This is a genomic window from Klebsiella sp. 2019SCSN059 (assembly GCF_021739525.1).
GTDB lineage: Bacteria > Pseudomonadota > Gammaproteobacteria > Enterobacterales > Enterobacteriaceae > Klebsiella > Klebsiella quasipneumoniae.
In genome coordinates, this window is record NZ_JAKKOM010000022.1 from 1 (window position 1) to 20,586 (window position 20,586).

Annotated in this window: 17 protein-coding genes and 1 riboswitch; of the genes, 5 read left to right on the forward strand and 12 right to left on the reverse strand. The window is 60.8% G+C overall.

What is annotated here, in order from left to right; all coding sequences use genetic code 11:
* Positions 1-490: 490 nt before the first annotated feature.
* The 7 genes from L2I46_RS19740 to tenA form a co-directional block, all read right to left on the reverse strand.
* Complete coding sequence (locus tag L2I46_RS19740; RefSeq protein WP_236948177.1) at positions 491-1,384, reverse strand: LysR substrate-binding domain-containing protein; 894 nt, start codon at positions 1,382-1,384, stop codon at positions 491-493.
* Positions 1,385-1,597: 213 nt separating this feature from the next.
* Positions 1,598-3,079 carry a pyridoxal phosphate-dependent decarboxylase family protein gene (locus L2I46_RS19745; protein WP_072413243.1) on the reverse strand — a complete coding sequence of 494 codons (1,482 nt, stop codon included), beginning with the start codon at positions 3,077-3,079 and terminating at the stop codon, positions 1,598-1,600.
* 9 nt (positions 3,080-3,088) lie between these two features.
* A complete protein-coding gene (locus L2I46_RS19750; RefSeq protein ID WP_121936040.1) occupies positions 3,089-4,474 on the reverse strand; it encodes a diaminobutyrate--2-oxoglutarate transaminase in 1,386 nt (461 codons plus the stop codon).
* A gap of 306 nt (positions 4,475-4,780) precedes the next feature.
* Positions 4,781-5,716: an ABC transporter substrate-binding protein gene (locus L2I46_RS19755; RefSeq protein WP_032452954.1), complete on the reverse strand. Its 936-nt coding sequence runs from the start codon at positions 5,714-5,716 to the stop codon at positions 4,781-4,783.
* Between the two features lie 24 nt (positions 5,717-5,740).
* On the reverse strand, positions 5,741-6,481 hold the full coding sequence (locus L2I46_RS19760; RefSeq protein ID WP_032452953.1) for an ABC transporter permease: 741 nt from the start codon (positions 6,479-6,481) through the stop codon (positions 5,741-5,743).
* Entirely contained in the window at positions 6,478-7,206 is a 729-nt protein-coding gene (locus L2I46_RS19765) for an ABC transporter ATP-binding protein (protein WP_236948160.1), read from the reverse strand. Before L2I46_RS19765 ends, L2I46_RS19760 begins: the two co-directional genes overlap by 4 nt.
* On the reverse strand, positions 7,203-7,898 hold the full coding sequence (gene tenA, locus L2I46_RS19770) for a thiaminase II (protein ID WP_048335800.1): 696 nt from the start codon (positions 7,896-7,898) through the stop codon (positions 7,203-7,205). Before tenA ends, L2I46_RS19765 begins: the two co-directional genes overlap by 4 nt.
* A gap of 68 nt (positions 7,899-7,966) precedes the next feature.
* Positions 7,967-8,068: riboswitch (TPP riboswitch) on the reverse strand.
* Positions 8,069-8,288: 220 nt separating this feature from the next.
* Between tenA and L2I46_RS19775 the strand changes: the two genes are divergently transcribed.
* From L2I46_RS19775 to L2I46_RS19785, 3 genes are all read left to right on the forward strand, one after another.
* Positions 8,289-9,410, forward strand: a complete 1,122-nt coding sequence (locus L2I46_RS19775) for a BamA/TamA family outer membrane protein (RefSeq protein WP_102002470.1) — start codon at positions 8,289-8,291, stop codon at positions 9,408-9,410.
* 18 nt (positions 9,411-9,428) lie between these two features.
* Positions 9,429-10,373 (forward strand): hypothetical protein, encoded by a 945-nt coding sequence (locus L2I46_RS19780; RefSeq protein WP_085551103.1) that lies wholly within the window; start codon positions 9,429-9,431, stop codon positions 10,371-10,373.
* 65 nt (positions 10,374-10,438) lie between these two features.
* The gene (locus L2I46_RS19785; protein WP_023289781.1) at positions 10,439-11,545 is read left to right on the forward strand and encodes a DUF4056 domain-containing protein; all 1,107 of its coding nucleotides are present in this window, start codon (positions 10,439-10,441) and stop codon (positions 11,543-11,545) included.
* Between the two features lie 36 nt (positions 11,546-11,581).
* Here L2I46_RS19785 and L2I46_RS19790 read toward each other — a convergent pair whose 3' ends face one another.
* The 3 genes from L2I46_RS19790 to L2I46_RS19800 form a co-directional block, all read right to left on the reverse strand.
* Positions 11,582-12,754, reverse strand: coding sequence for a Gfo/Idh/MocA family protein (locus tag L2I46_RS19790; protein ID WP_236948161.1), 1,173 nt, complete (start codon positions 12,752-12,754; stop codon positions 11,582-11,584).
* A gap of 12 nt (positions 12,755-12,766) precedes the next feature.
* Positions 12,767-13,690, reverse strand: a complete 924-nt coding sequence (locus L2I46_RS19795) for a TIM barrel protein (protein ID WP_236948162.1) — start codon at positions 13,688-13,690, stop codon at positions 12,767-12,769.
* A gap of 190 nt (positions 13,691-13,880) precedes the next feature.
* Positions 13,881-14,921, reverse strand: coding sequence for a LacI family DNA-binding transcriptional regulator (locus tag L2I46_RS19800; protein ID WP_085551122.1), 1,041 nt, complete (start codon positions 14,919-14,921; stop codon positions 13,881-13,883).
* Between the two features lie 396 nt (positions 14,922-15,317).
* Between L2I46_RS19800 and L2I46_RS19805 the strand changes: the two genes are divergently transcribed.
* Both L2I46_RS19805 and L2I46_RS19810 read left to right on the forward strand, forming a co-directional pair.
* On the forward strand, positions 15,318-16,574 hold the full coding sequence (locus L2I46_RS19805; RefSeq protein WP_032452941.1) for a sensor domain-containing diguanylate cyclase: 1,257 nt from the start codon (positions 15,318-15,320) through the stop codon (positions 16,572-16,574).
* An 89-nt stretch (positions 16,575-16,663) separates the two neighbouring features.
* The gene (locus L2I46_RS19810) at positions 16,664-17,605 is read left to right on the forward strand and encodes a hypothetical protein (protein ID WP_072420135.1); all 942 of its coding nucleotides are present in this window, start codon (positions 16,664-16,666) and stop codon (positions 17,603-17,605) included.
* A gap of 54 nt (positions 17,606-17,659) precedes the next feature.
* On the opposite strand, the gene guaD is transcribed toward L2I46_RS19810, so the two are convergent.
* Entirely contained in the window at positions 17,660-18,970 is a 1,311-nt protein-coding gene (gene guaD / locus L2I46_RS19815; protein ID WP_023289775.1) for a guanine deaminase, read from the reverse strand.
* Positions 18,971-19,071: 101 nt separating this feature from the next.
* Positions 19,072-20,568 (reverse strand): NCS1 family nucleobase:cation symporter-1, encoded by a 1,497-nt coding sequence (locus L2I46_RS19820; RefSeq protein ID WP_023289774.1) that lies wholly within the window; start codon positions 20,566-20,568, stop codon positions 19,072-19,074.
* Between the last annotated feature and the right edge of the window lie 18 nt (positions 20,569-20,586).

The following is a 20,586-nucleotide window of genomic DNA, read 5'->3' on the forward strand; positions in this document are numbered from 1 at the left end:
CCCGGCCTACAGGAGTGCGCAGGGAGAATGTAGGCCCGGTAAGGCGCAGCCGCCACCGGGCATCGAAGCGGGAACGGTGCTGGATGCCTGTTGCCGGGCGGCGCTACGCTTGCCCGGCCTACAGGAGTGCGCAGGGAGAATGTAGGCCCGGTAAGGCGCAGCCGCCACCGGGCATCGAAGCGGGAACGGCGCAGAATGCTCATTGCCGGGCGGCGCTACGCTTGCCCGGCCTACAGGAGTGCGCAGGGAGAATGTAGGCCCGGTAAGGCGCAGCCGCCACCGGGCATCGAAGCGGGAACGGTGCTGGATGCCTGTTGCCGGGCGGCGCTGCGCTTGCCCGGCCTGGGGGGTTACGGTGCCGGGTGCAGGCCCGGTAAGGCGGGTTACGTAGCGGGTGGAGACAGAATCTTGGCCGGGGTAACAGACGTTGCCGAACGGTTCCCTCTCCCTCCGGAAGAAGGTTAGGGTGAGGGAAACTGGCGTGACACTGTCACCGAACAACCCACTCCTGCAGGGCCTCGGACATCAGTTCGCCGAGCAGCGTGACCGCGGCGGAATGGGGTTCCTGACGCGGGGGTTGTTGCAGACTGACGGCCAGGTTGCCGGGGGATGGCAGTGATCCGCCGGCGGGGCGCAGATTGCCTGGCATGCCGATGCGGCTGCGTACCGTCAGCCCCAGGCCGGCCTGCACCGCCGCCCAGATGCCGCTCAGGCTGTGGCTGACGAACACCACCTGCCAGGGGATCCCTGCGGCATCGAGACAGGCAATAGCGCGGGAACGCATCAAGCACGGGCTGTCGAACATCACCAGCGGCAGCGGCTCGCCGGACGCCAGCCACGCGCGAACGTCAAAGTCAGGATGCGCAATCCACGCCAGCGGGCAGCGGCCCAGCCCAGGGCCCTGATCTTCGGTTTGCCACAGCAGCGCCAGATCCAGCATCTGCTCCGCCAGCGCCTGGCGCAGCGGGCCATTGCGATCCACCCTGGCGACGATCCGCACCTGCGGATGGTGGCGGGTAAACTGCCCAAGGATCCCCGGCATTAGCGATTCGCCAAAATCTTCCTGCATGCCAAGGTGAATTTCGCCAGTGAGCCGTTCGCCCTGCAGCGCGCGCAGGGTTTCATCATTGAGCGCCAGCAGCCGTCTGGCGTAGCTCATTAGCTTTTCGCCCTCCGCGGTCAGCGCCAGGTGACGCCCCTGTTTAACCACCAGCGCGGCGCCGCACTGACTCTCCAGCTTTTTGAGCTGGGCGCTGACGGCGGAGGTGGAGCGCGCCAGACGCTGCGCCGCCAGGGCGAAGCTGCCGCACTCCATGCCGGTCACAAAGCTGCGCAGGGCGTCGAGATCGAGGCCGGGTAAGCGTTTCTCCATTATCATCCTTATTACCGGGACGTTGGATTCTGGCGATTGCCATTATCGGGACCTTACTGTGGCATCGCGGCGGGCAGGCGTCAACGGACCCTGCGGCGAGAAGCGTAGAAGCGCGCGCCAGTCGCGCAGGCAGGCATAAAAAAAGCCGATAAGGGAACTTATCGGCTTAGTGCAGGCAGGGCTGGCCGCTGAGCGGGGCGACAGGCGCCGCCTCGCTCAGGCAGATTATTGCGCCAGCAGCTCCTGAGCGGTGCGCTCCACCAGGCTCAGCAGGACCTTCACATCATCCAGCGTCACCACCGGATTCAGCAGGGTCAGCTTCAGGCAGGTAACGCCGTTGTGCTCGGTCACGCCAACGTTGGCGCGGCCGGAAGCCAGCAGGGCGTCGCCGACGCGCTGGTTGAGCAGGGCGATAGCCGCCGCGTCGCTCTGCGCCATCTGCGCCGGACGAGAACGGAACAGCACGCTCGCCAGCTGCGGCTGCATCACCAGCTCCAGCGTCGGCTGCGACTTCACGTACTCCGCGACGTTTTTCGCCATGGTGACGCCGTGATCGATGATCGCCGCATACTGTTTCTGCCCCAGCGCTTCGAGGCCCATCCACAGCTTCAGGGCATCGAAGCGGCGGGTGGTCTGCAGCGATTTGGAGACCAGGTTCGGCACGCCGTGTTCTTCATCGAACTCGGAGTTCAGATAGGCCGCCTGATAACGCATCAGCTCGTAATGGCGGGCATCCTTCAGCAGGAAGGCACCGCAGCTGATGGTCTGGAAGAACTGCTTGTGGAAGTCCAGGGTAACGGAATCCACCAGCTCCAGACCGTCAAGGTAGTCGCGATACTGCTCAGACAGCAGCAGCGCGCCGCCCCAGGCCGCGTCAACGTGCAGCCAGATCTGATGCTCCGCGGCGATACCAGCGATGTCGCGCAGCGGGTCGATAGCCCCCGCGTCGGTGGTCCCGGCGGTGGCGACGATCGCCATGATCTGTTCGCCGTTAGCCTGCGCCTGCGCAATCTTCGCCTTCAGGTCGGCCACGTCCATCCGCGCGAATTCGTCGGTTTTCACCAGCGTAACCGAGCGGTAGCCGAGACCCATCAGCGCCATGTTCTTCTGCACCGAGAAGTGGGCGTTTTCCGAGCACAGCACTTTGTACTGGCGGATATCCCCCGGCAGTCCATCCTGCTGGATGGAGTGTCCCTGACGGGCGAAGAAGGCGTCGCGCGCCAACATCAGGCCCATCAGGTTGCTCTGGGTGCCGCCGCTGGTGAAGACGCCGGCGTCGCCTGCCGGATAGCCGACCCGGGCGCGCAGCCACTCGATCAGCTTCATCTCAATGATGGTCGCCGACGGGCTCTGATCCCAGGAGTCCATGCTCTGGTTGGTGGCGTTGATCAGCACTTCCGCCGCCTGGCTAATCACCAGGCTCGGGCAGTGCAGGTGCGCCACGCACTGTGGGTGATGCACCGACAGGCTGTCTTTCAGGAAGTACTCGATCGCACGATCAATCGCCGCCTGGTTACCCAACCCCTGTTCGTTAAATTCAAGGGAGATACGCTCACGCAGTTCGTCAACGCTTTTCCCCTGATACATCTCAGGTTGCTTCAGCCACTGCACAACGGCCTGACTGGTCTGCTCGATAACCTGCTGATAGGCCTCAACGCTCTGCGCCGAACCAGCAAGAATCGGATTCAATGTGGACATGGTGGTCACTGACTCCACTCAGACCGGTTTCACACCGGCGGCCAGCAGGGCCTGTTCAAATTTGTCGAGGAACACATTCAGTTCCGCGTCGCTGATCAGCAGGGACGGCAGCAGGCGCAGCACGCAGCCGTGACGGCCACCGCGCTCCAGAATCAGGCCCGCTTCGAAGCATTTCTTCTGCAGCAGGGCAGAGAGTTCGCCGTCAGCCGGGTAGCAGCCCATGTGATCCTGCGCGTCGTTCGGCTTGACGATTTCGATACCGATCATCAGACCGAGACCGCGAACGTGGCCAATGACCGGGTAGCGCTTCTGCAGCTCCGCCAGTTTGCCTTTCAGCCACTCGCCCTGGGCGGCGACTTTGTCGGCAATGTTGTTGTCGCGCAGGTGACGCAGGGTGGTCAGGCCGGTAGCCATCGCCAGCTGGTTGCCGCGGAAGGTGCCGGTGTGGTGACCCGGTTCCCAGGCGTCGAACTGCTTTTTAATGCCCAGCACCGCCAGCGGCAGACCGCCGCCAACCGCTTTCGACATCACGATGATGTCCGGCTGAATACCGGCGTGTTCGAAGGCGAAGAATTTACCGGTACGGGCAAAGCCGGCCTGCACTTCATCGACGATCAGCAAAATGCCGTGCTCTTCGGTCACTTTGCGGATGCGCTGCAGCCACTCGACCGGCGCCGGGTTCACGCCGCCTTCGCCCTGAACGGCTTCGAGGATCACGGCCGCCGGTTTACGGACGCCGCTCTCCACGTCGTTGATCATGTTTTCGAAGTAGTAGGTCAGCGCTTTGACGCCGGCTTCGCCGCCGATGCCCAGCGGGCAGCGGTACAGGTGCGGGTAAGGCATAAACTGCACTTCCGGCATCATGCCGTTGACCGCCGCTTTCGGCGACAGGTTGCCGGTGACCGACAGCGCGCCGTGGGTCATCCCGTGATAGCCGCCGGAGAAGCTGATCACCGACGTACGGCCGGTGTATTTTTTCGCCAGCTTCAGCGCCGCTTCCACGGCGTCAGCGCCGGAAGGACCGGTGAACTGCAGGCAATACTCTTTCCCTTCGCCCGGCAGGCAAGAGAGCAGGTATTCGGAGAAACGATCTTTTAACGGGGTAGTCAGATCGAGAGTATGTAACGGCAAGCCGCTGGTAATGACACTTTGGATGCTCTGCAATACATCAGGGTGGTTGTGGCCCAGAGCGAGAGTACCGGCGCCGGCGAGGCAGTCCAGGTACTGTTTGTTATCCGCATCCGTCAGCCACACGCCTTCAGCTTTAGTGATAGCCAGCGGTAACTTACGCGGGTAACTCCTGACATTCGATTCGAATTCGGCCTGACGGGCCAAAAAGGTTTCGTTGTTTGCGTCTAATAAATCGGCACGTAAAGTATCAATACGGACTTTATCCGTCATCATATCACTCCCACAACCAGCATTGCGGTTGAACGCTGGTTGAATAATTGGTGTAAGGAATTGAATTGGCATTCATAAAGCGCGCACAATATATGGCTTTTTAAATCCGCATTCAACGTTTTATTGATTGCGTTATTTTGACGTTATTCTTACCGGGGTAAAAATTAACGTAACCTGCTGAATTATAATAAAACAACCCTGAGTAACGATAACCCTTTAAAGTGTAATTATTAGTGAGAAAGTCTCTATATTTTTATTGCCGCTGCGTTAAAGCGCTGACGGAAAGCCTTCCGTCAGCGATAGCAAGAGTCAATGCAGCTCAACCGCATAATTTGTTAAAGGTGTAACTTTTTTCACCAACTTATTGTTATATAAAAACTGTTCGTAAGTGTCGTAGCGCGCTTTATCCAGCGCCGCCGGATCGGCGGCGAACAGCGGCACGGTTTGCAGCCACGCCTGATGGTTAAGCTCGGTCTTCAGCTCCGGATGCGCGGCGGCGAACGCCTCCCAGCTCTCCTGCGGATGCGCGCGCAGGTAGCTGACCCCGGCCTGCAGGGCGGTGAGGAATTTACGGATTTTCGCCTCATGAATCGCGTCGCGGTGGGCGACAATCACCAGCTCGTCATAGGCCGGTACGCCATAATCCTCAACGTTCATCACCACCGGGGCTTTGCCCTGCAGCTTCAGCTCCTGCGCTTCTATATTACGATAACCGCCGATGACCGCGTCCACCTGGCCCGCCAGCAGAGCGCTGGTCAGCTGAAAATTGACGTTGACCAGCTTGATACTGGCCGGATCGATCCCCGCATGCTGCGCCATGGTCGACAGGGTGGCCTGCTCAATGCCGCTGACCGAGTAACCCACCTTCTTGCCTTGCAGATCCGCCGGGGTTTTGATCTGCTTATCCAGGGCGATCACCGTGTTCAGCGGCGAGCCGATCAGGGTGCCCACGCGCACCAGCGGTAACCCTTCGTCAGCGAAGAAGTGCACCTGCGGCTGGTAGGTGATGGCCAGGTCCGCCTGACGGGCGGCCACCATGCGGGGCGGCAGCGCCGGATCCGACGGGGGGACAATCTTGACGTCCAGACCCTGGGCCTTAAAGGCGCCGATCTGCTCGGCCACCATAATCGGCGCATGGTCGGGGTTAATATACCAGTCCAGCACCAGGGTGAGCGGTTCATTGGCCAGCGCGTGACCGCTGAGCAGCGCCGTCAGGGTTGCTCCGGCGAAAAGCGACGTTTTCATCTGTTTTCCTTTATTACTTCATGATTATTCCGGCGACCAGTCGATCAGCCGGTGCAGCAGGGTGTCTACCGCCAGCCACAGGAAGAGGGTCAGCAGTACTAAAATAAACAGCGCGGCGAAGCAGATATCGGTTTGCAGCCGAGCGTTGGCATTGAGCATGACGTAGCCCAGCCCCTCGGCGGAGCCGACCCATTCGCCGATAATGGCGCCGATGGGGGCCACCGCCGCCGCCATGCGCAGGCCCGAGCCCAGCGCCGGCAGGGCGGCCATCAGGCGGACATGCCGCAGCTGAGCGCCGAAGGAGGCGTTCATGCTGCGCGCCAGATCGAGATACTCGTGGTTGACCCGTCGCAAGCCGTCAAAGAAGGCGGACGTGACGGGAAAGAAAATCACCAGCACCGCCATCGCCACTTTGGCGCTCATGCCAAACCCCAGCCACAGCACCAGCAGCGGGGCGAGGGCAAAGACCGGGATCGCCTGGCTGGTGAGCACCAGCGGCATCAGCCAGCGCTGCAGGCGCGGGGAGAGGATCATGCCCAGCGCCAGCGTGACGCCGAGCGCCACCCCCAGCGCCAGGCCGCTGAGGATCTCGCTAAGGGTAATCAGCGTGTGCCAGCCGAGATAGGCGCGATTGACCCACAGCGCCTCGGCGACCGCCGCCGGGGAGGGCAAAAGAAAGTGCGGAATGCCGCTGCGGCTGGCCAGCCCCCAGAGAAGCATCAGTCCGCAGAACACCATGCCGCCGCGCCAGAGACGTCCAGTCATGAGTGGGCCCTCATTAGCTGCTGCAGCAGCGCCGCCTGGGCGTTCAACAGCTCGGGCGCATCCGGCGCGCGCGGAGGCGCGCCGGTGAGGTGATGGCTGTCGTCGATCTCCCCGTCGGCGGCCGAGAGGACCAGCAGACGGTGGCTCAGCCGGCAGGCTTCCAGCGGATCGTGGGTGATCAGCACCACCGTGCGCCCCGCCAGCAGAGTGGCCGCGAGGGTCTGAATGCGCGTGCGGGTGAGGGTGTCCAGCGCCGAGAAGGGCTCATCCATCAGCACGATGGGCCGGTCCTCATACAGGGTGCGGGCCAGCGCGGCGCGCTGACGCATCCCGCCGGAGAGCGTCGCCGGCCGGGCGTCGGCGCAGGAGGCGAGCCCCACCTGTTCAAGCAGGGTGGCGACCCGGGCGTGATCCACTTTCTCACCGCGCAGCCGCGCGCCGAGGGCGACGTTCTCCCGAACGCTCAGCCAGGGGTAAAGCAGGTCTTTCTGCCCCATCCACGCCAGGCGGCCGGGTATCGGCTTTCCGTCGCTGGCGACCACTTCCCCGCGGGTGGCGGGGGCCAGGCCGGCCATGACCCGCAGCAGGCTGGTTTTACCGGCCCCGCTGGCGCCGAGCAGCGACACCCACTGGCCGCCGGGGACCGTCAGCGACAGGTTATCGAACAGGCGGCGGTCGTCGAAATGGAGGCTCAGCTTACGGACCTCGATACCTGGCGCCGTCACGCCCGGGACTCCGACGCGGCGTTAAGCCCCATCTGCCAGAACTGCGCCTCCAGGCGGGTGGCGGTGGTGAAGATGTCGCTCAGCCCGGCGAGGCGGGCCTCGCTTCCGCGCTGTTGCCACACGGTCTCCAGCAGCGCCAGCGCGGCGCTGACGCCCTGCAGATAGCCTTCATCGCCATAGTTTCGGATCCACGAGGCGTAAGGATTATCCTCCAGGCGGGTGGCGGGGTGATGCAGCAGGCCCAGACCGATTTCGGCGTAACCCGCCACGCAGGGCATCAGGGCGACCAGCAGATCCAGCGCGTCGCCTGAATGACCGATATCCAGCACGTAGCGAGTGTAATTGATGGTTTCTGGCGCTTCGGGCTGGGCGGCCATCTCCGGTTCGCTAATGCCCCACTGGGCGCAGTAGCCGACGTGCAGCGGCACTTCGTTAAGGATGGCGTTCATGGAGGCGGCCGCGGCGCGCATCTCCGGCAGCGTGCGCAGTTTACTCACCAGCAGCGCGTAGCTGCGGGCGAAATGGATCAGAAACAGATAATCCTGGGTCAGATAGCGACGGAACGCGCTTTTCGCCAGGGTGCCTTCGGCAAGCTGCTGAACGAAAGGGTGCGCCACATAGTGCTGCCAGTCAGCGGCGGCCAGCTGGCGTAAACGGCCATAAAGACCTTGGCTAAACGCGGGAACAATCACAGGACCTCCATTTATGCAGGGGAGATCCGGGCGTGCAGGGGTGTGAACAGGCAATGGCGGTAATGCTGGCAAAATTGCCGACCCGTCCCTTCGCTGGCATGACCCAGATCAGGTTCAAAGGGTTCGGCTTGCGCCATCTCAGCCCTCACGGGACACCCCTCGGTAGCGCTATGTTATACGACATTCACCTTATGAATACAATCATCGCGCCGACCGGCGGCGCGAAGGCGTTTTTCTGTGACGGCCAGCTCTTTTTTGTACAAAAATACCCGAAAAACAGGCCGCTGCGCGTTGGTGAGGGTTCTCCGGTTACGTTATATTTTCATTATTCCGATGTAATAATCCTGTTCGCCACGCGTGTCGTGCGCGCCCCAACGCCCTGGAGTGAGCATGAAATTCCCGCTGTCCGCGCTGGCGCTTCTGTTCCTGTTGTGCCCGCCTGGCGATGCCGCCGATCTCTTCGATGCGGAAGATAGCATGCTCGACATGAGTCAATATCTGGCGGAAAACCGTTACGGTTTTCTGCCGGTGCCGCTGGCGATAACCGAGCCGGCGATCGGCTATGGCGGCGGACTGTTTGGCCTGTTTTTACACGGTAAAGGCAGCCGGGAGGGCGGGCAGTTTATTCCTCCGCCGCTCACCGCTTTCGGCGGGGCCGCCACGCAGAATGGCACCTGGTTTATAGGCGGCGGCCATCGTCACACCTGGCGGCATGATCGCATTCGTTACCTGGCGGGAGCCGGCTACGCTAACGTCAATCTGGATATCTATTCCGGCGATACCGGCGGCTTCAGCCATGCTAAACCGGTGCAGACGCAGACCAAAGGGGTCGCCGCGCTGCAAAAGCTGCTGTTTCGCGTGGGCGATACGCCGGTGTTCCTCGGGGCCTCCCAGGTGTATGCCCGGGCGGATGTCGCTTTCGATAATCCGCGGGTCAACCGGGTCTGGCAGCAGGTGCTCGGGCAAAACAGCACCTCTTCGGCGCTGGGGGTGGTGGCGGAATATGACACTACCGATAATATTTTCTATCCTCAGAGTGGGTTAGCGCTGAAGGGAGAATATCGGTTTTTCCGTTCGCTGCTCGGGGGCGATTATCACTACAACACGTTTTCGCTGGACGGGAAGGTGTTTATTCCGCTCAGCCAGACGCTGACCCTGGCGGTCGCGGGCAATTATCAGTCCTTAACCCACCATGATAAGCACCTGATGCCGATGGCGCGTCCTTACATCGCGCTGCGTGGGATTTCGCGCTACCGCTATCAGGGCGACTACGTGGCCACGGCGCAAACCCAGCTGGCCTGGGCCGTCACTCCGCGCTGGATCCTGCAGGGATTCGTTGGCGCCGGGAGCGCGGCGGACGCGGCGGAAACGCTATGGGAACAGTCAGAGGTGGCATGGGGGGCTGGTTTTCGTTACCTGATCGCGCGACAGTACGGTTTGCGTACCGGGATTGACGTGGCGTTCAGCGAGCATGAGCAGGCGGTCTATTTCAATGTCGGTTCGGGTTTATAACTACACATGAGAACAAAAATGAGAACATCCGGCGCGGTGTTAACGCTGCTGTTAGCGACCTGGGGCACGTCGGCTGCGGAGCCGGACGACAGCGACAGCTATTTTCCGATCTGGGGCGATGAGGCTCGCGCCAGAGGATATTCCATTCCGTTACCCTACGGCGTCAACCTGAGCTATATGAATATCCGCCAGGATATCATGGTCGACAGTATTACCTTTTCCGGGCTTAAGCTCGGCAATCATCCCATTCCCAGCGATATGTTCGCCATCGATGCCGGACACACCCGCGAGAAAAGCAAAACCGAAAACCTGCGCCTGGATATGTGGGTCTTTCCGTTCCTCAACGTATACGGACTGGTGGGGCATACCCGCGGGTCGTCCGTCTCCCAGGTTTCAGTGGATTCAGATCCGTCGCAGTTTCGCGGCCTGGATCGGGTCATCGCCGGCGCGGTTCACCAGCTTTATCAGAGCGGGAAGTTGCAGGATATTGATTTTACCCTTGATTTTAAAGGCACCACCTGGGGGGCCGGCTTTACGCTCGCCGGCGGCTACGGCAACTGGTTTGGGTTAGTGGATACTAACTATACCCGCACCGACTTCGATATCCTCGACGGCAGCATTTCGGCGGTCACCGTCTCGCCGCGCGTCGGCTACCGTTTCAGTTTTCAGGGGATCGACGGGCCGTCCCATCTCAGCCTGTGGGTCGGCAGCATGTATCAGGACGTGCAGCAGGAGTTTAAGGGCGATCTCGCCGACCTGCACATGCCGCCAGAGCTGCAGCCCCTTATTGCTGCGGTCAATAAAGACGGCGAGGGCAAATTCGACGTTAAGCAGAAGCTGACCTCGCCGTGGAATATGCTGATTGGCGCCCAGTATGAGGTCACCAAAAACTTTAACGTGCTGACTGAATTCGGTTTTAACGACCGCAACAGCTTCTTTGTCTCCGGTGAATACCGTTTTTAACTAAAACTGCAGGCGCCGTCTGCCGGTAAGATGCGCGCTCTTTTGTTGCTGTGGAGAGGCTGTTGATGCGTAAAGCCTTATGGCTGTTATTCGCGCTGGCGCTGCCGGCGCTGGCGCAGGACCCGGTGTTGCCCGCCGTGACGGCGATCCATCCTGCGCCCACCCTGGGCGAGCTGTCGCCGCCGGAATCGCTGCGGCCATGCTGCGCCTTTGGCTACGACCTGCACGTGCGGGCGGTGGGCATTCCGATCCCGGTGTATCAGATTGGTAACGTGCTGACCCTGGATACCCTGGGCAAGCACCATTACAACGACAGCGCGCTCGGCGCGGTGAAAAATCTGCTGGGGCTGAGCGAGGAGCAGAACGGGCTTATCTATACCCGTCGCGGCGGGTTTATCGATATTGCCCATGTGCGCGACACGGCGGATTACACCTTTTATCTGTTCAATCGCATTTCGCCGACGCTGGGCCAGGCGGGGCGCATATTCTACAGCGAAGAACTTGGCGTGCGCCGCGTTCAGCTCAATGCCTTTACGCCGCCGGCGGGGGTCAGGCAGCGCTATCAGCTGGCGGCCTGGCTCGCCGGGCATCTGGCCTTCGAAATCGCCCAGTGGCATGAGATCGCCCAGTGGTATGGCTTCCAGTCAGTGCCCGGGTTTTCAGAGGAGATCTCCGCGTTTTCGCCGGAGGATCTCTACTCCAACTTACTGGGCGCCAGGCTGGCGATTAACGTCATCCTTAGCGGCCACGGCGGGTCTGTGGAAGCGTATAACCGGGCCATGGAGGCGGCGCTGAAAAAGGCGCTGACCCGGCTGATGGTGGCCACGCGAGGGGAGACGGAAGCGATGTTCCAGCGGATCGATGGCGACTGGTGGAACAGTCGCCGCCGGGTGCCGGATAAGTTTCTGGTGCTGAAGCGTAATTACGATCTGCAGGAAAACCGGCTACCGACGCCGGTCCCTTTCGAAACCATGCCGCCATATCGCCTGACCATGCCGGCGCAGGTGGGGGGATTCCGCTTGCGCGACCTCGGCGAGCTGCAGATCTATCCGGGGCACGATATGCAGGCGCTGCCGGTTCCTGAGCAATACTATGGCGCTGCCGCGTTTCAGGGGCTGGCCGATCGCGCCCGCGAGGCCGATAAAACCCAGCTGGCGCGCATTGAGAAGTAGCGAGAAAGGCTCAGGGCGAGGCCCTGAGCCGGCGAATTAGCGGAAGTTGACCCAACAGGCGCCGTTGTCGGCAGAGCGTACGCAGTTTTCCACCCAGCGGACGCCGAACGCCCCGGCGCGGGCGTCCGGATACCAGAAGTCCGCCAACAGCGCCTCGTCACGCCGGTCTGCGGCGTCCATAGCGATGGCGAAGCGGCGATAGAGATTCGACCAGGCGTCGAACAGCCCCTCCGGGTGGCCACCGCCGATGCGATCGTCCTGGCGCGCCAGCGGATCAAGATAGCCCATGCCGCGCTCCAGAACGCGCGCCGGTTCGCCCTGCACCTCGTAGCGCAGCTGGTTGGGCTGTTCATCCCACCATTCAAGACTGGCTTTTTCCCCCACGATGCGCACCTTTTGCCCGTGCATGGAGCCGCAGTTAACGGCGGAGCTCCACAGCGAGCCGACGGCGCCGTTGTCATACTCCATCAGCACATGCGCGTTATCTTCCAGCGGGGCGCGGCTTTTGACGAAGCTTTGTCTGGCGCACATCAGCCGGGCGATCTTCAACTGCGGGGCCATGGTTTCGACCAGAAACAGCGGATGAGTGGCAAGATCCCCCAGCACATAGCTGGGGCCGACGAAGCGGGGCTCGACCCGCCAGCGGGTACTGGCGTTTTCCTGCTCCACCGGCTGGGCGTGGAAGCCATGAGCAAACTGCATATTGACGATACGGATGTCGCCCAGCAGTCCGTCGGCGATCATCTGCCGGGCCTGCAGGATCATCTGATGGCCGGCATAGCCGTAGGTCACGCCGATGATCTTACGCTGCCGCTGGCTGAGGGCCATCAGTTCGTCCGCCTCTTCGCTGCTGAAGCACAGCGGCTTTTCACATACCACGTGCAGCCCGGCCTCCAGCGCCGCCCGACAGATGGCATAGTGGGTGTTATTCGGCGTGGCAATCGATACGGCCTGAATACCGTCCGGGCGGGCAGCCTCGCCGCGAAACAGACTCTGGTAATCGGCGTAACAGCGTGCGGGATCCACCCCCAGCTGTTGGCCGAACTGGCGCCCGCGATCGGCATCAATATCAAAGGCACCGGCCAGCAGCGCAAAGGTGTTATCGCGCAGGGCGGCAGAGCGGTGAATATAGCCGATTTGGCTGCTGCCGCCGCCGCCGACCATGCCCCAGCGCAGGGTGCGGTCGAGCGGTCTTAAACCGTTAATCATGGGGTTCTCCTGTCAGAATCCAACGCCGCGCAGATAGCGCAGGCTCTCCGTGACCGCCTGCAGGCTGCCTGCGGCATGGCGCGGATCACGCTCTTGTTCAATGGTTATCCAGCCCTGATAGCCGCGGCGGGCAAGAAAATCGTTAATGGCCGGGTAGTCAATGGCGCCGCTGCCGAGCGGGCACATCACCCCTTCGGCGCAGGCGGTGAAAAAGTCGATGCCTTCGGCGACGGCGCGCTGGTAAACCTGCGGATCCACATCCTTGAAGTGCAGGTAGTCGAGCCGCGCGTAATAGCGATCCAGCCAGGTGAGCGGATCCATTCCGGCGTAGTAGAGATGCCCGGTATCCAGACACAACCCTGCCACGTCGTGCGGGATAGCGTTGGCCAGCCGCTCGATTTCATCGGCAAATTCGATGCAGCCCCCGGCGTGGGGATGGATAACCGCCCGCACGCCGTACTCCCGCCAGGCGAGGGTGCTGAGGGCGGTAATGTGCGCGATCATCCGCTGCCAGTCTGCGTCATTGAGGCGCGGAGCCAGCGCGCTGCGTCCGGCAAAGCGCGCCCGCTCGGGGTTGCCGAAGTCGATAATCACCAGATAGGGCGGCTGGAAAGGGTGCCCCGGGATGGGGGCGGCGGTCGGAACCTGCGACAGATTGCGGCAGATTTGATGGGTCAGCGCCTCCAGAGTGGGATAATGGTCTTCGCTCACCAGATCGTCAAAGATCGTCCCGGCGACCAGCGACAGCTGATGCTGCTCCAGCGCCGCGCGCAGGCTGCTCGGGTCGGTGGGCAGGTAGCCCCACGGGCCGAGCTCGATGCTGCGATAGCCGGCCTGCGCCGCCTCCTTCAGCACGGTAGCCCAGGCGGGAAGGTCAGGGTTTTTCGGGTCATCCACGCCCCAGCTGCAGGGGGCGTTGGCGATAGGATAGGTCATGTCGGCTTCCTTTTATCACAGGGGATGCCGCTGAGTATTGAATGAAAATTTCATAGCCAACAATGTTGGAATGATAATTTTATGATGGCCGTCATGATTTGTATTGAGGTTGTTTTTGATAGTTATTTATCAAAACGAGTCCAGGCGTGGTCCAGGTGTGAGGCCGCCCCGTCGGCGACGGGGCGGGCGTTTACATATTTTCTTTGGTGATGATATCGAAAGGCTGAGGGTGCGAAATCACTTCGCTGGGCGGCCGCGAAACGGCTTCCGTCATGGCGCGCAGGGTGGAGGCGGCAAAGTCATCCAGCCGGTGGTTGAGAATGACATCGATGGTGCCATCGATCAGCGCCAGTTCACTGTCGCTTAGCGGGCCATGGCAGACCAGGGTGACGGCCTGCTGGCGGCCGCTGTCGCGCAGCGCCCCGACAATCCCTTCAATGCCGCCGCAGGGAGCATAGATCGCCTGCAGGGCCGGGTACTGGCTGAGCAGCTGTTCCGTTACGCTTCTGGCGATATCCGCCCGTTCATGGCTGCGAACCGGCTCAAGGATCTGCTGCCCTTTACCCTGCTCGCGCAGACAGGAGCGGAAGCTGATCTCACAGCTTTCCTGACAGGTAAAACGATTATCGCCAATGATAATGGCTATTTCGCCTTCGCCACGGCATAAGCGGTCGATAAACCAGGCGGCGGTGCGCCCGGCTTTTTGGTTATCAAGGCCGATATAGCCGCTGCGCTGGGGAACCGACAGATCCGAAAGCAGGGTGAATACGCGAACGCCGCGGGCGGCGGCCCGGCCCACCGCATGGCGGATCAGCGGGTGATCCAGCGCCACCAGGCCGAGCACCTCCACCTCATCGCTGAGCCGGTGAATGGCCTGGGCCATCGCTTCCACCGCATCAATGGCAAAATGCAGGATCGTCGGCGTCTCGCCCGCCGGCAGCCACGGCGCGGCCTCTCTTGCGAGCGCCCTCGCCAGCGGCAGGTAGAAGGAGTGGGTCTCCTGCAGCAGAATAAAGCCCATCCTGACGGTAACCGGCGCTTTGCCGGCGGCCAGGCGATAGTGCGGCTGTTCGAGCGTAAACCCCAGCCGCCGGGCTGCCTCCAGCACGCGGTACGCGGTAGATTCTTTCACCGCCGCGCGTTTGTTGAGTACCCGGTCGACGGTGGCCACGCCGACGTTGGCTTCGCGCGCAATGTCGGTAAGCGTGATTTTGCTGGCGGATTTTTTCACTGTGATGACCATTGGAAATGAGCGTTATGATAGAAACTATCATGGTAACGCTGAGCAGAACAACGGCCATCTGCGTGCCACGGCACAAGCCTGCGCCCCTGCAGCGTAAAGTGTGACGGGTATACACAGTCTGTGATCAAAAGCGACTACCCGTTCTGGCATTGCTGCTATGCTATTGAAATAAAATTAATAATAAAGGCAGTGTCTCCTCTGTCGGTTAAACCGTGCGCAAAGTCGCTCCGGGTGGGCGTCGCTGGGCCAGGAACCGACTATACTTGCCGCGCACGCGCGTAATGACGGTTACTCGATTATTTTTGCTATCACTTTATGCCAGCGTCAGGGCTGCACTGAATGATGTGCCGTTCCGCGCCGGGAGTGGGTCGGTTTGGGGCCTGTATGTTATTAAAAGAACTGGCTGTTTTTGATGTATTAAGCACCCCGATCTGGGTAGTCCATCCTTTTACAGAGTGTGTGGTCTATGCCAATCAGGCTTCCCGGACGCTGAGCGGCGATATGTCGCTGAATGAGATGCGCAACGGTATCTATTCCACCTGCCCGGAAACGCAGCTGCAGCATTATTTGCGCTATCTCGACGCCATGACTGAGATATTTGAAGTCTGGACGCTGCAGACCGCCAAAGGGTTGCAGTCGGTATATTGTAAAACCACCCTGGTGGAGACCGAGGACAGCGGCACCTTACTGTTATTCGAAGCGGTGAAGCTGCTCGCGCAAAATCAGTCGATTCATACCGGCTCTCGCCGCTACCAGCGGCGGAACAATGGCTTTTTTGCCCGCTTTTTTATGACCAATACCGCGCCGATGCTGTTGATCGATCCTCAGAAAGAGGGCCGGATTGTCGATGCCAATATTGCCGCGCTGCGCTTTTATCATTATTCCGATGAGGAAATGCGCACCAAACATACCTGGCAAATTAATACCCTGGGCCGGGATGTGATCCCCATTATGAATAATATTGCCAATATGCCCGGCGGGCATAAGCCGCTTAATTTTACTCATATTCTGGCTGACGGTTCGCTGCGCCATGTTCAAACCTATGCCGGGCCGGTGGTGCTGTATAATATCCGGCTGATGTTATGCATCATTCACGATATCACCGAAGAAGTGCATCTGAAAAAAGAGCTGGAATTTTCCGCCGCCCACGATCCCTTAACCGGACTGTTAAATCGCCGCGAATTTTACCGGCTCGTCGACGCGCCGTCGTTTATCGCCCATGGTTTTTGTCTGTTGTTAATCGATATCGATCATTTCAAGAGTATTAATGATATTCACGGTCATCAAAAAGGCGATGAAGTTCTGCTGGTGATCTCCCGCATTCTGGAAACCTCGGTGGACCGTGAAGATAAGATATATCGCTGGGGAGGCGAGGAGTTTCTGCTCTTTTTGCCCCATTCGCCGATCGCCCGCGCGCTGATGGTGGCGGAGGCGATCCGCCAGGCGGTCAGCGAATATCAGACGCTGTCGGTCACCGTCAGCATCGGCGTCGCCGAGCATCATGATGGCGAAGCGATTGATCAGCTGTTTTACCGCGTCGATAAAGCGCTGTATGCGGCGAAAAATGACGGGCGCAACCGGGTAACGCGTATGCCTTTTGACAGTGCGGAACTGTTGCGCAATAGCGGTGGCGCAGCCTGATTCGCGCTCGCCGACTATACTGAGGATGAGCCAGCCTGCTGTAACGGGTGGTAATAAGATTAGCCTGTGTTTGAGGTGGCAAACAACGTATGGTGCGTCTTCTCGTTCTGCTGTCGGTAGTCTCTCTTTCTGCGCCGACGACGCTGGCGGCGGACGGGCACGCGATTAAACAACGTGCCGATGCGGTATTGACCTTGATGAGCTATACCGTGGTTCCCGACGTGACCGCCAGCGATCTCAACATCGGTTCCGGGAGCAACGATAAACACAACCTGACCATCACCCAGTTTGGCGGCGGAGCGACCCTGAGCGAGTCGTTTCCTCTTTACCTCGAAGGCACAATGGGCTACAGCCGTTACGACCCGCGATTCGTCGTCAGTAATGGCCAACAGACGCGGAATGTGCCGACCAAATGGAACAGTCTGACCACCACCGGCGGCGTCGGCTGGGATTTTTCGCTGCATCGGGACAGCCTCGGAGGTAACCTGGTGCTGCGGCCGATCGTCAATGTGATGCTCGGCACCCTGGCCAGCGATGTACGCCTTGGCCGCTGGGTCATAGAGCGAAAAACCAACGCCGATCTGCAGTTTCTTGACGGCGGACGCTTCAACGCCTGGGGGCTGGGCGGGGCGCTGATGCTGGATTATGAACGCTTCTCCGCCACCCAGGATATTGATGCCGAACTGCGTTACTCCTATATGCATCTGCAAAGTTTCGGCAGCAGCGCCGAGGTGGTGCAGGGTGAAGCCAGCGCGGAGAATCTCGGTCTGTATCTGCGCCGCCGCGCACCGATCGCTGACTGGACGCTGCTGGGCAACCCGCTGCGCTACGTGCTGGAGGGCGCGCATACTGAATTTATCGGCGACCAGCGAGGGGCGCTGGGTTTTACCGGTTTGACCTCCCTGGGGGTTGGTCTCGAACTGGACAGCAGTAAATACCCGGTCTTTATCACCCGCACCCGGCTGGTGGCGCGCTATATGTTCGGCAATAACACCACGGGCTATGGCCTCGGCCTGGCGATGAGTTTTTGAATGCCACTAACCCAGCCAGCGCCATCTCCCTTTTGAAGAGGGCCAGGGCGAGGATCAATCCTGACACCACACCCGCTCGCCGTTCACCCACGTCTCGCTGATATTGCGCTCATCGCCCAGGGTCATCAGTACGAACAGCTGCTCATAAATATCATGGCAGCGGCCCATCCGCAGACGCTGCAGCGGAGTGACCGCCGGGTCAATGACCACAAAGTCGGCCTCTTTGCCCGGCTGAAAATTGCCAATCTTCTCTTCCAGCCGCAGGGCGCGCGCCCCGCCGAGAGTGGCGTGATAGAAGGCCTCGCTGGCGCGCAGGCGATAGCTCTGTAGTTGTCCTACCTTGTAGGCCTCACCCAGCGTTCGCAGCATGCTGAAGGTGGTCCCGGCCCCGACGTCGCTGCCGATGCCCATCCGCACCCGGTGCTGCCAGCAGGCGGGCAGGCGGAACAGCCCGCTGCCGAGGAACAGATTCGAGGTCGGACAGAAGGCAACGGCGGACCCGGTGTCATGCAGGCACTGCCACTCGGCATCATCAAGATGGATCCCGTGAGCAAATACGCTGCGTTCGCCGGTGAGCTGGTAATGATGATAGACATCCAGATAGCGTGCATGCTCCGGCCACAGCTGTTTAACCCAGGCGATCTCCTCCCGGTTTTCACTGAGATGCGTCTGCAGCCAGGTATCGGGAAACTCGGCCCGCAGACGCTGCACCGCCTCCAGCAACGCCGGCGTCGAGGTGGGGGCAAAGCGCGGGGTGATGGCATACCCCAGCCTGCCGCGCTGATGCCAGCGGCGGATCAGCGCCCGGGTCTGCTCGTAGCTTTCCCCGGCGGTTTCGCACAGATAGTCGGGCACATGGCGATCCATCATCACCTTTCCGGCGATCAGGCGCATATTGAGGCGCAGCGCTTCGCTGAACAACGCCTCCACCGAGGCCGGATGCAGGGTACAAAACACCAGCGCGGTGGTGGTGCCATGGCTAATCAGCTGATTGACAAAAAACTGCGCTATCTCCTGGGCATACTCCGCGTCGGCAAACTGGCTCTCCACCGGGAAGGTGTAAGTGGTAAGCCACTCCAGCAGCTGTTCGCCAAAGGCGCCGATCATCTCGGTCTGCGGATAGTGGACATGGGCATCGACGAACCCCGGCAACAGCAGCTTACCCCGCAGGTCAACATACCCCTTCAACGGATGCAGAAAGGCTTCACCCTCCTGCCATGGCAGCAGCGTAACAATTTTCCCGTCCTGCAAGAACAACAGGCCATCATTGAGATAGCGGGCCTGGGCGGCCACCTCATCCGGCGTCTCCGCCACGCCGGCGATATCAAAAAATGCACCGCGCACCGCGGTCTGGTAATCCATCATCGAACCTGCCTTCTCTTAACGCTCAGGGAATAGTGATAAACAGCAAGATTGGTGCCAGTTTGCAGCCTGCCGCGGCCAGTCGCCGCGGCAGAAGGGGAAGGTTACTCTTTTTGCGCCACCGCGCCGGAGCGGAAGGCGGCTTTCGCCGCCACTTCACGCTCGTCGCGAGCCAGCCAGCGGTAGGTGGTCGCGCCGAGGAAGACGCCGATAAACCAGCTGAAGTTCGCCACTTCGTGCAGGGCCGGAATAAAGCTGATAATCAGCCCCAGGCCCACCGACGGCAGCAGGGCGGCAATCGCTTTCGGGTTAAAGCCGTTGCGGTACCAGTATTTACCCTTCGGCGTATCGTCAAACAGGTCGTCCACCGACACCCGGCCGCGTTTGATCAAATAGAAGTCGGCGATCAGGATGCCAAACAGCGGGCCAATAAAGGCGCCCAGCACGTCGAGGGTATAGTGGATCAGTTCCGGTGAGTTAAACAGGTTCCACGGCGTCAGAAGTATAGACCCCACCGCGGCGATCATCCCGCCGGCGCGGAAGCTGATTTTCTGCGGCGCGCAGTTGGAAAAATCGAAGGCCGGCGAGACAAAGTTAGCCACGATATTGATGCCGATGGTGGCGGTGATCATGGTCAGCAGGCCGATGGCCACCGCCAGATCGTTGCCCACGCGGCTGACGGTTTCAATCGGGTCGGTGATCATTTTGCCGAACAGCGACTGGGTGCCGGAGACAATCACCACGGTGACCACCGAGAACAGCAGGAAGTTAAACGGCAGTCCCCAGCGGTTGCCGCGGCGGATCTCGCCCATGCTTTTGCCGTAGCGGGAAAAGTCGCCGAAGTTAAGCAGCGGCCCGGAGAAGTAGGAGACGACCAGGGCCGTGGCGGTGATCATCTGCCAGGTCTGCTCTCCGGCGCTCAGGGATTTGCTGGCGAGGGTAAAGGAGATCCCGTCGAGACCGGTCTTGTATACAATCCAGCCCGCCAGGGCCAGCATCACCACATAGACCGCCGGACCGGCGATGTCGATAAAACGCTTGATGGCGTTCATGCCGTGCCAGAAAACCATCGCCTGCAGCAGCCACATGGTGGCGAAGCACAGCCAGCCGAGCGTCGACAGCCCGAGGAAACTGCTGCCGGTCAGCGAGGCAAGGGAGGGCCAGAACTTGAGCAGGACCAGCATCAGGGCGTTTGCCGCCAGATAGGTCTGAATACCGTACCAGGCGAAGGCGATCAGCCCGCGGATCACCGCCGGGATATTGGCGCCGAAGACACCGAACGCCTGGCGACAGATCACCGCGTAAGGCACCCCGGCCATCTGGCTGGGCTTCGCCACCAGGTTAGCGCACAGCTGCACAATACAGATGCCCACCAGCAGGCAGAGCAGAACCTGCCAGCTGGCCAGCCCAAGCGTAAAGAAGCTTGCCGCCACCACGTAGCCGCCCATGCTGTGCACGTCCGACATCCAGAATGAAAAGATATTGTACCAGCTCCAGTTCTGGTCGCGGGTGGGCGCCAGATCGTCATTACATAGCCGCGGACTGTAGCCGGCGGCCGCCTCGTGAGTCTTCGTCTGCTGCGTGTGGGATGAATGTGGCATGAAACCTGCTCCTCTGAA

What these genes read in the sequence shown, in the direction of transcription:
- L2I46_RS19750 (WP_121936040.1), bottom strand. Translation starts at nt 4,474, where the DNA reads ATGATGACGGATAAAGTCCGTATTGATACTTTACGTGCCGATTTATTA.
- L2I46_RS19755 (WP_032452954.1), bottom strand. Translation starts at nt 5,716, where the DNA reads ATGAAAACGTCGCTTTTCGCCGGAGCAACCCTGACGGCGCTGCTCAGC.
- L2I46_RS19760 (WP_032452953.1), bottom strand. Translation starts at nt 6,481, where the DNA reads ATGACTGGACGTCTCTGGCGCGGCGGCATGGTGTTCTGCGGACTGATG.
- L2I46_RS19775 (WP_102002470.1), top strand. Translation starts at nt 8,289, where the DNA reads ATGAAATTCCCGCTGTCCGCGCTGGCGCTTCTGTTCCTGTTGTGCCCG.
- L2I46_RS19780 (WP_085551103.1), top strand. Translation starts at nt 9,429, where the DNA reads ATGAGAACATCCGGCGCGGTGTTAACGCTGCTGTTAGCGACCTGGGGC.
- L2I46_RS19785 (WP_023289781.1), top strand. Translation starts at nt 10,439, where the DNA reads ATGCGTAAAGCCTTATGGCTGTTATTCGCGCTGGCGCTGCCGGCGCTG.
- L2I46_RS19790 (WP_236948161.1), bottom strand. Translation starts at nt 12,754, where the DNA reads ATGATTAACGGTTTAAGACCGCTCGACCGCACCCTGCGCTGGGGCATG.
- L2I46_RS19795 (WP_236948162.1), bottom strand. Translation starts at nt 13,690, where the DNA reads ATGACCTATCCTATCGCCAACGCCCCCTGCAGCTGGGGCGTGGATGAC.
- L2I46_RS19805 (WP_032452941.1), top strand. Translation starts at nt 15,318, where the DNA reads ATGTTATTAAAAGAACTGGCTGTTTTTGATGTATTAAGCACCCCGATC.
- L2I46_RS19810 (WP_072420135.1), top strand. Translation starts at nt 16,664, where the DNA reads ATGGTGCGTCTTCTCGTTCTGCTGTCGGTAGTCTCTCTTTCTGCGCCG.
- guaD (WP_023289775.1), bottom strand. Translation starts at nt 18,970, where the DNA reads ATGATGGATTACCAGACCGCGGTGCGCGGTGCATTTTTTGATATCGCC.
- L2I46_RS19820 (WP_023289774.1), bottom strand. Translation starts at nt 20,568, where the DNA reads ATGCCACATTCATCCCACACGCAGCAGACGAAGACTCACGAGGCGGCC.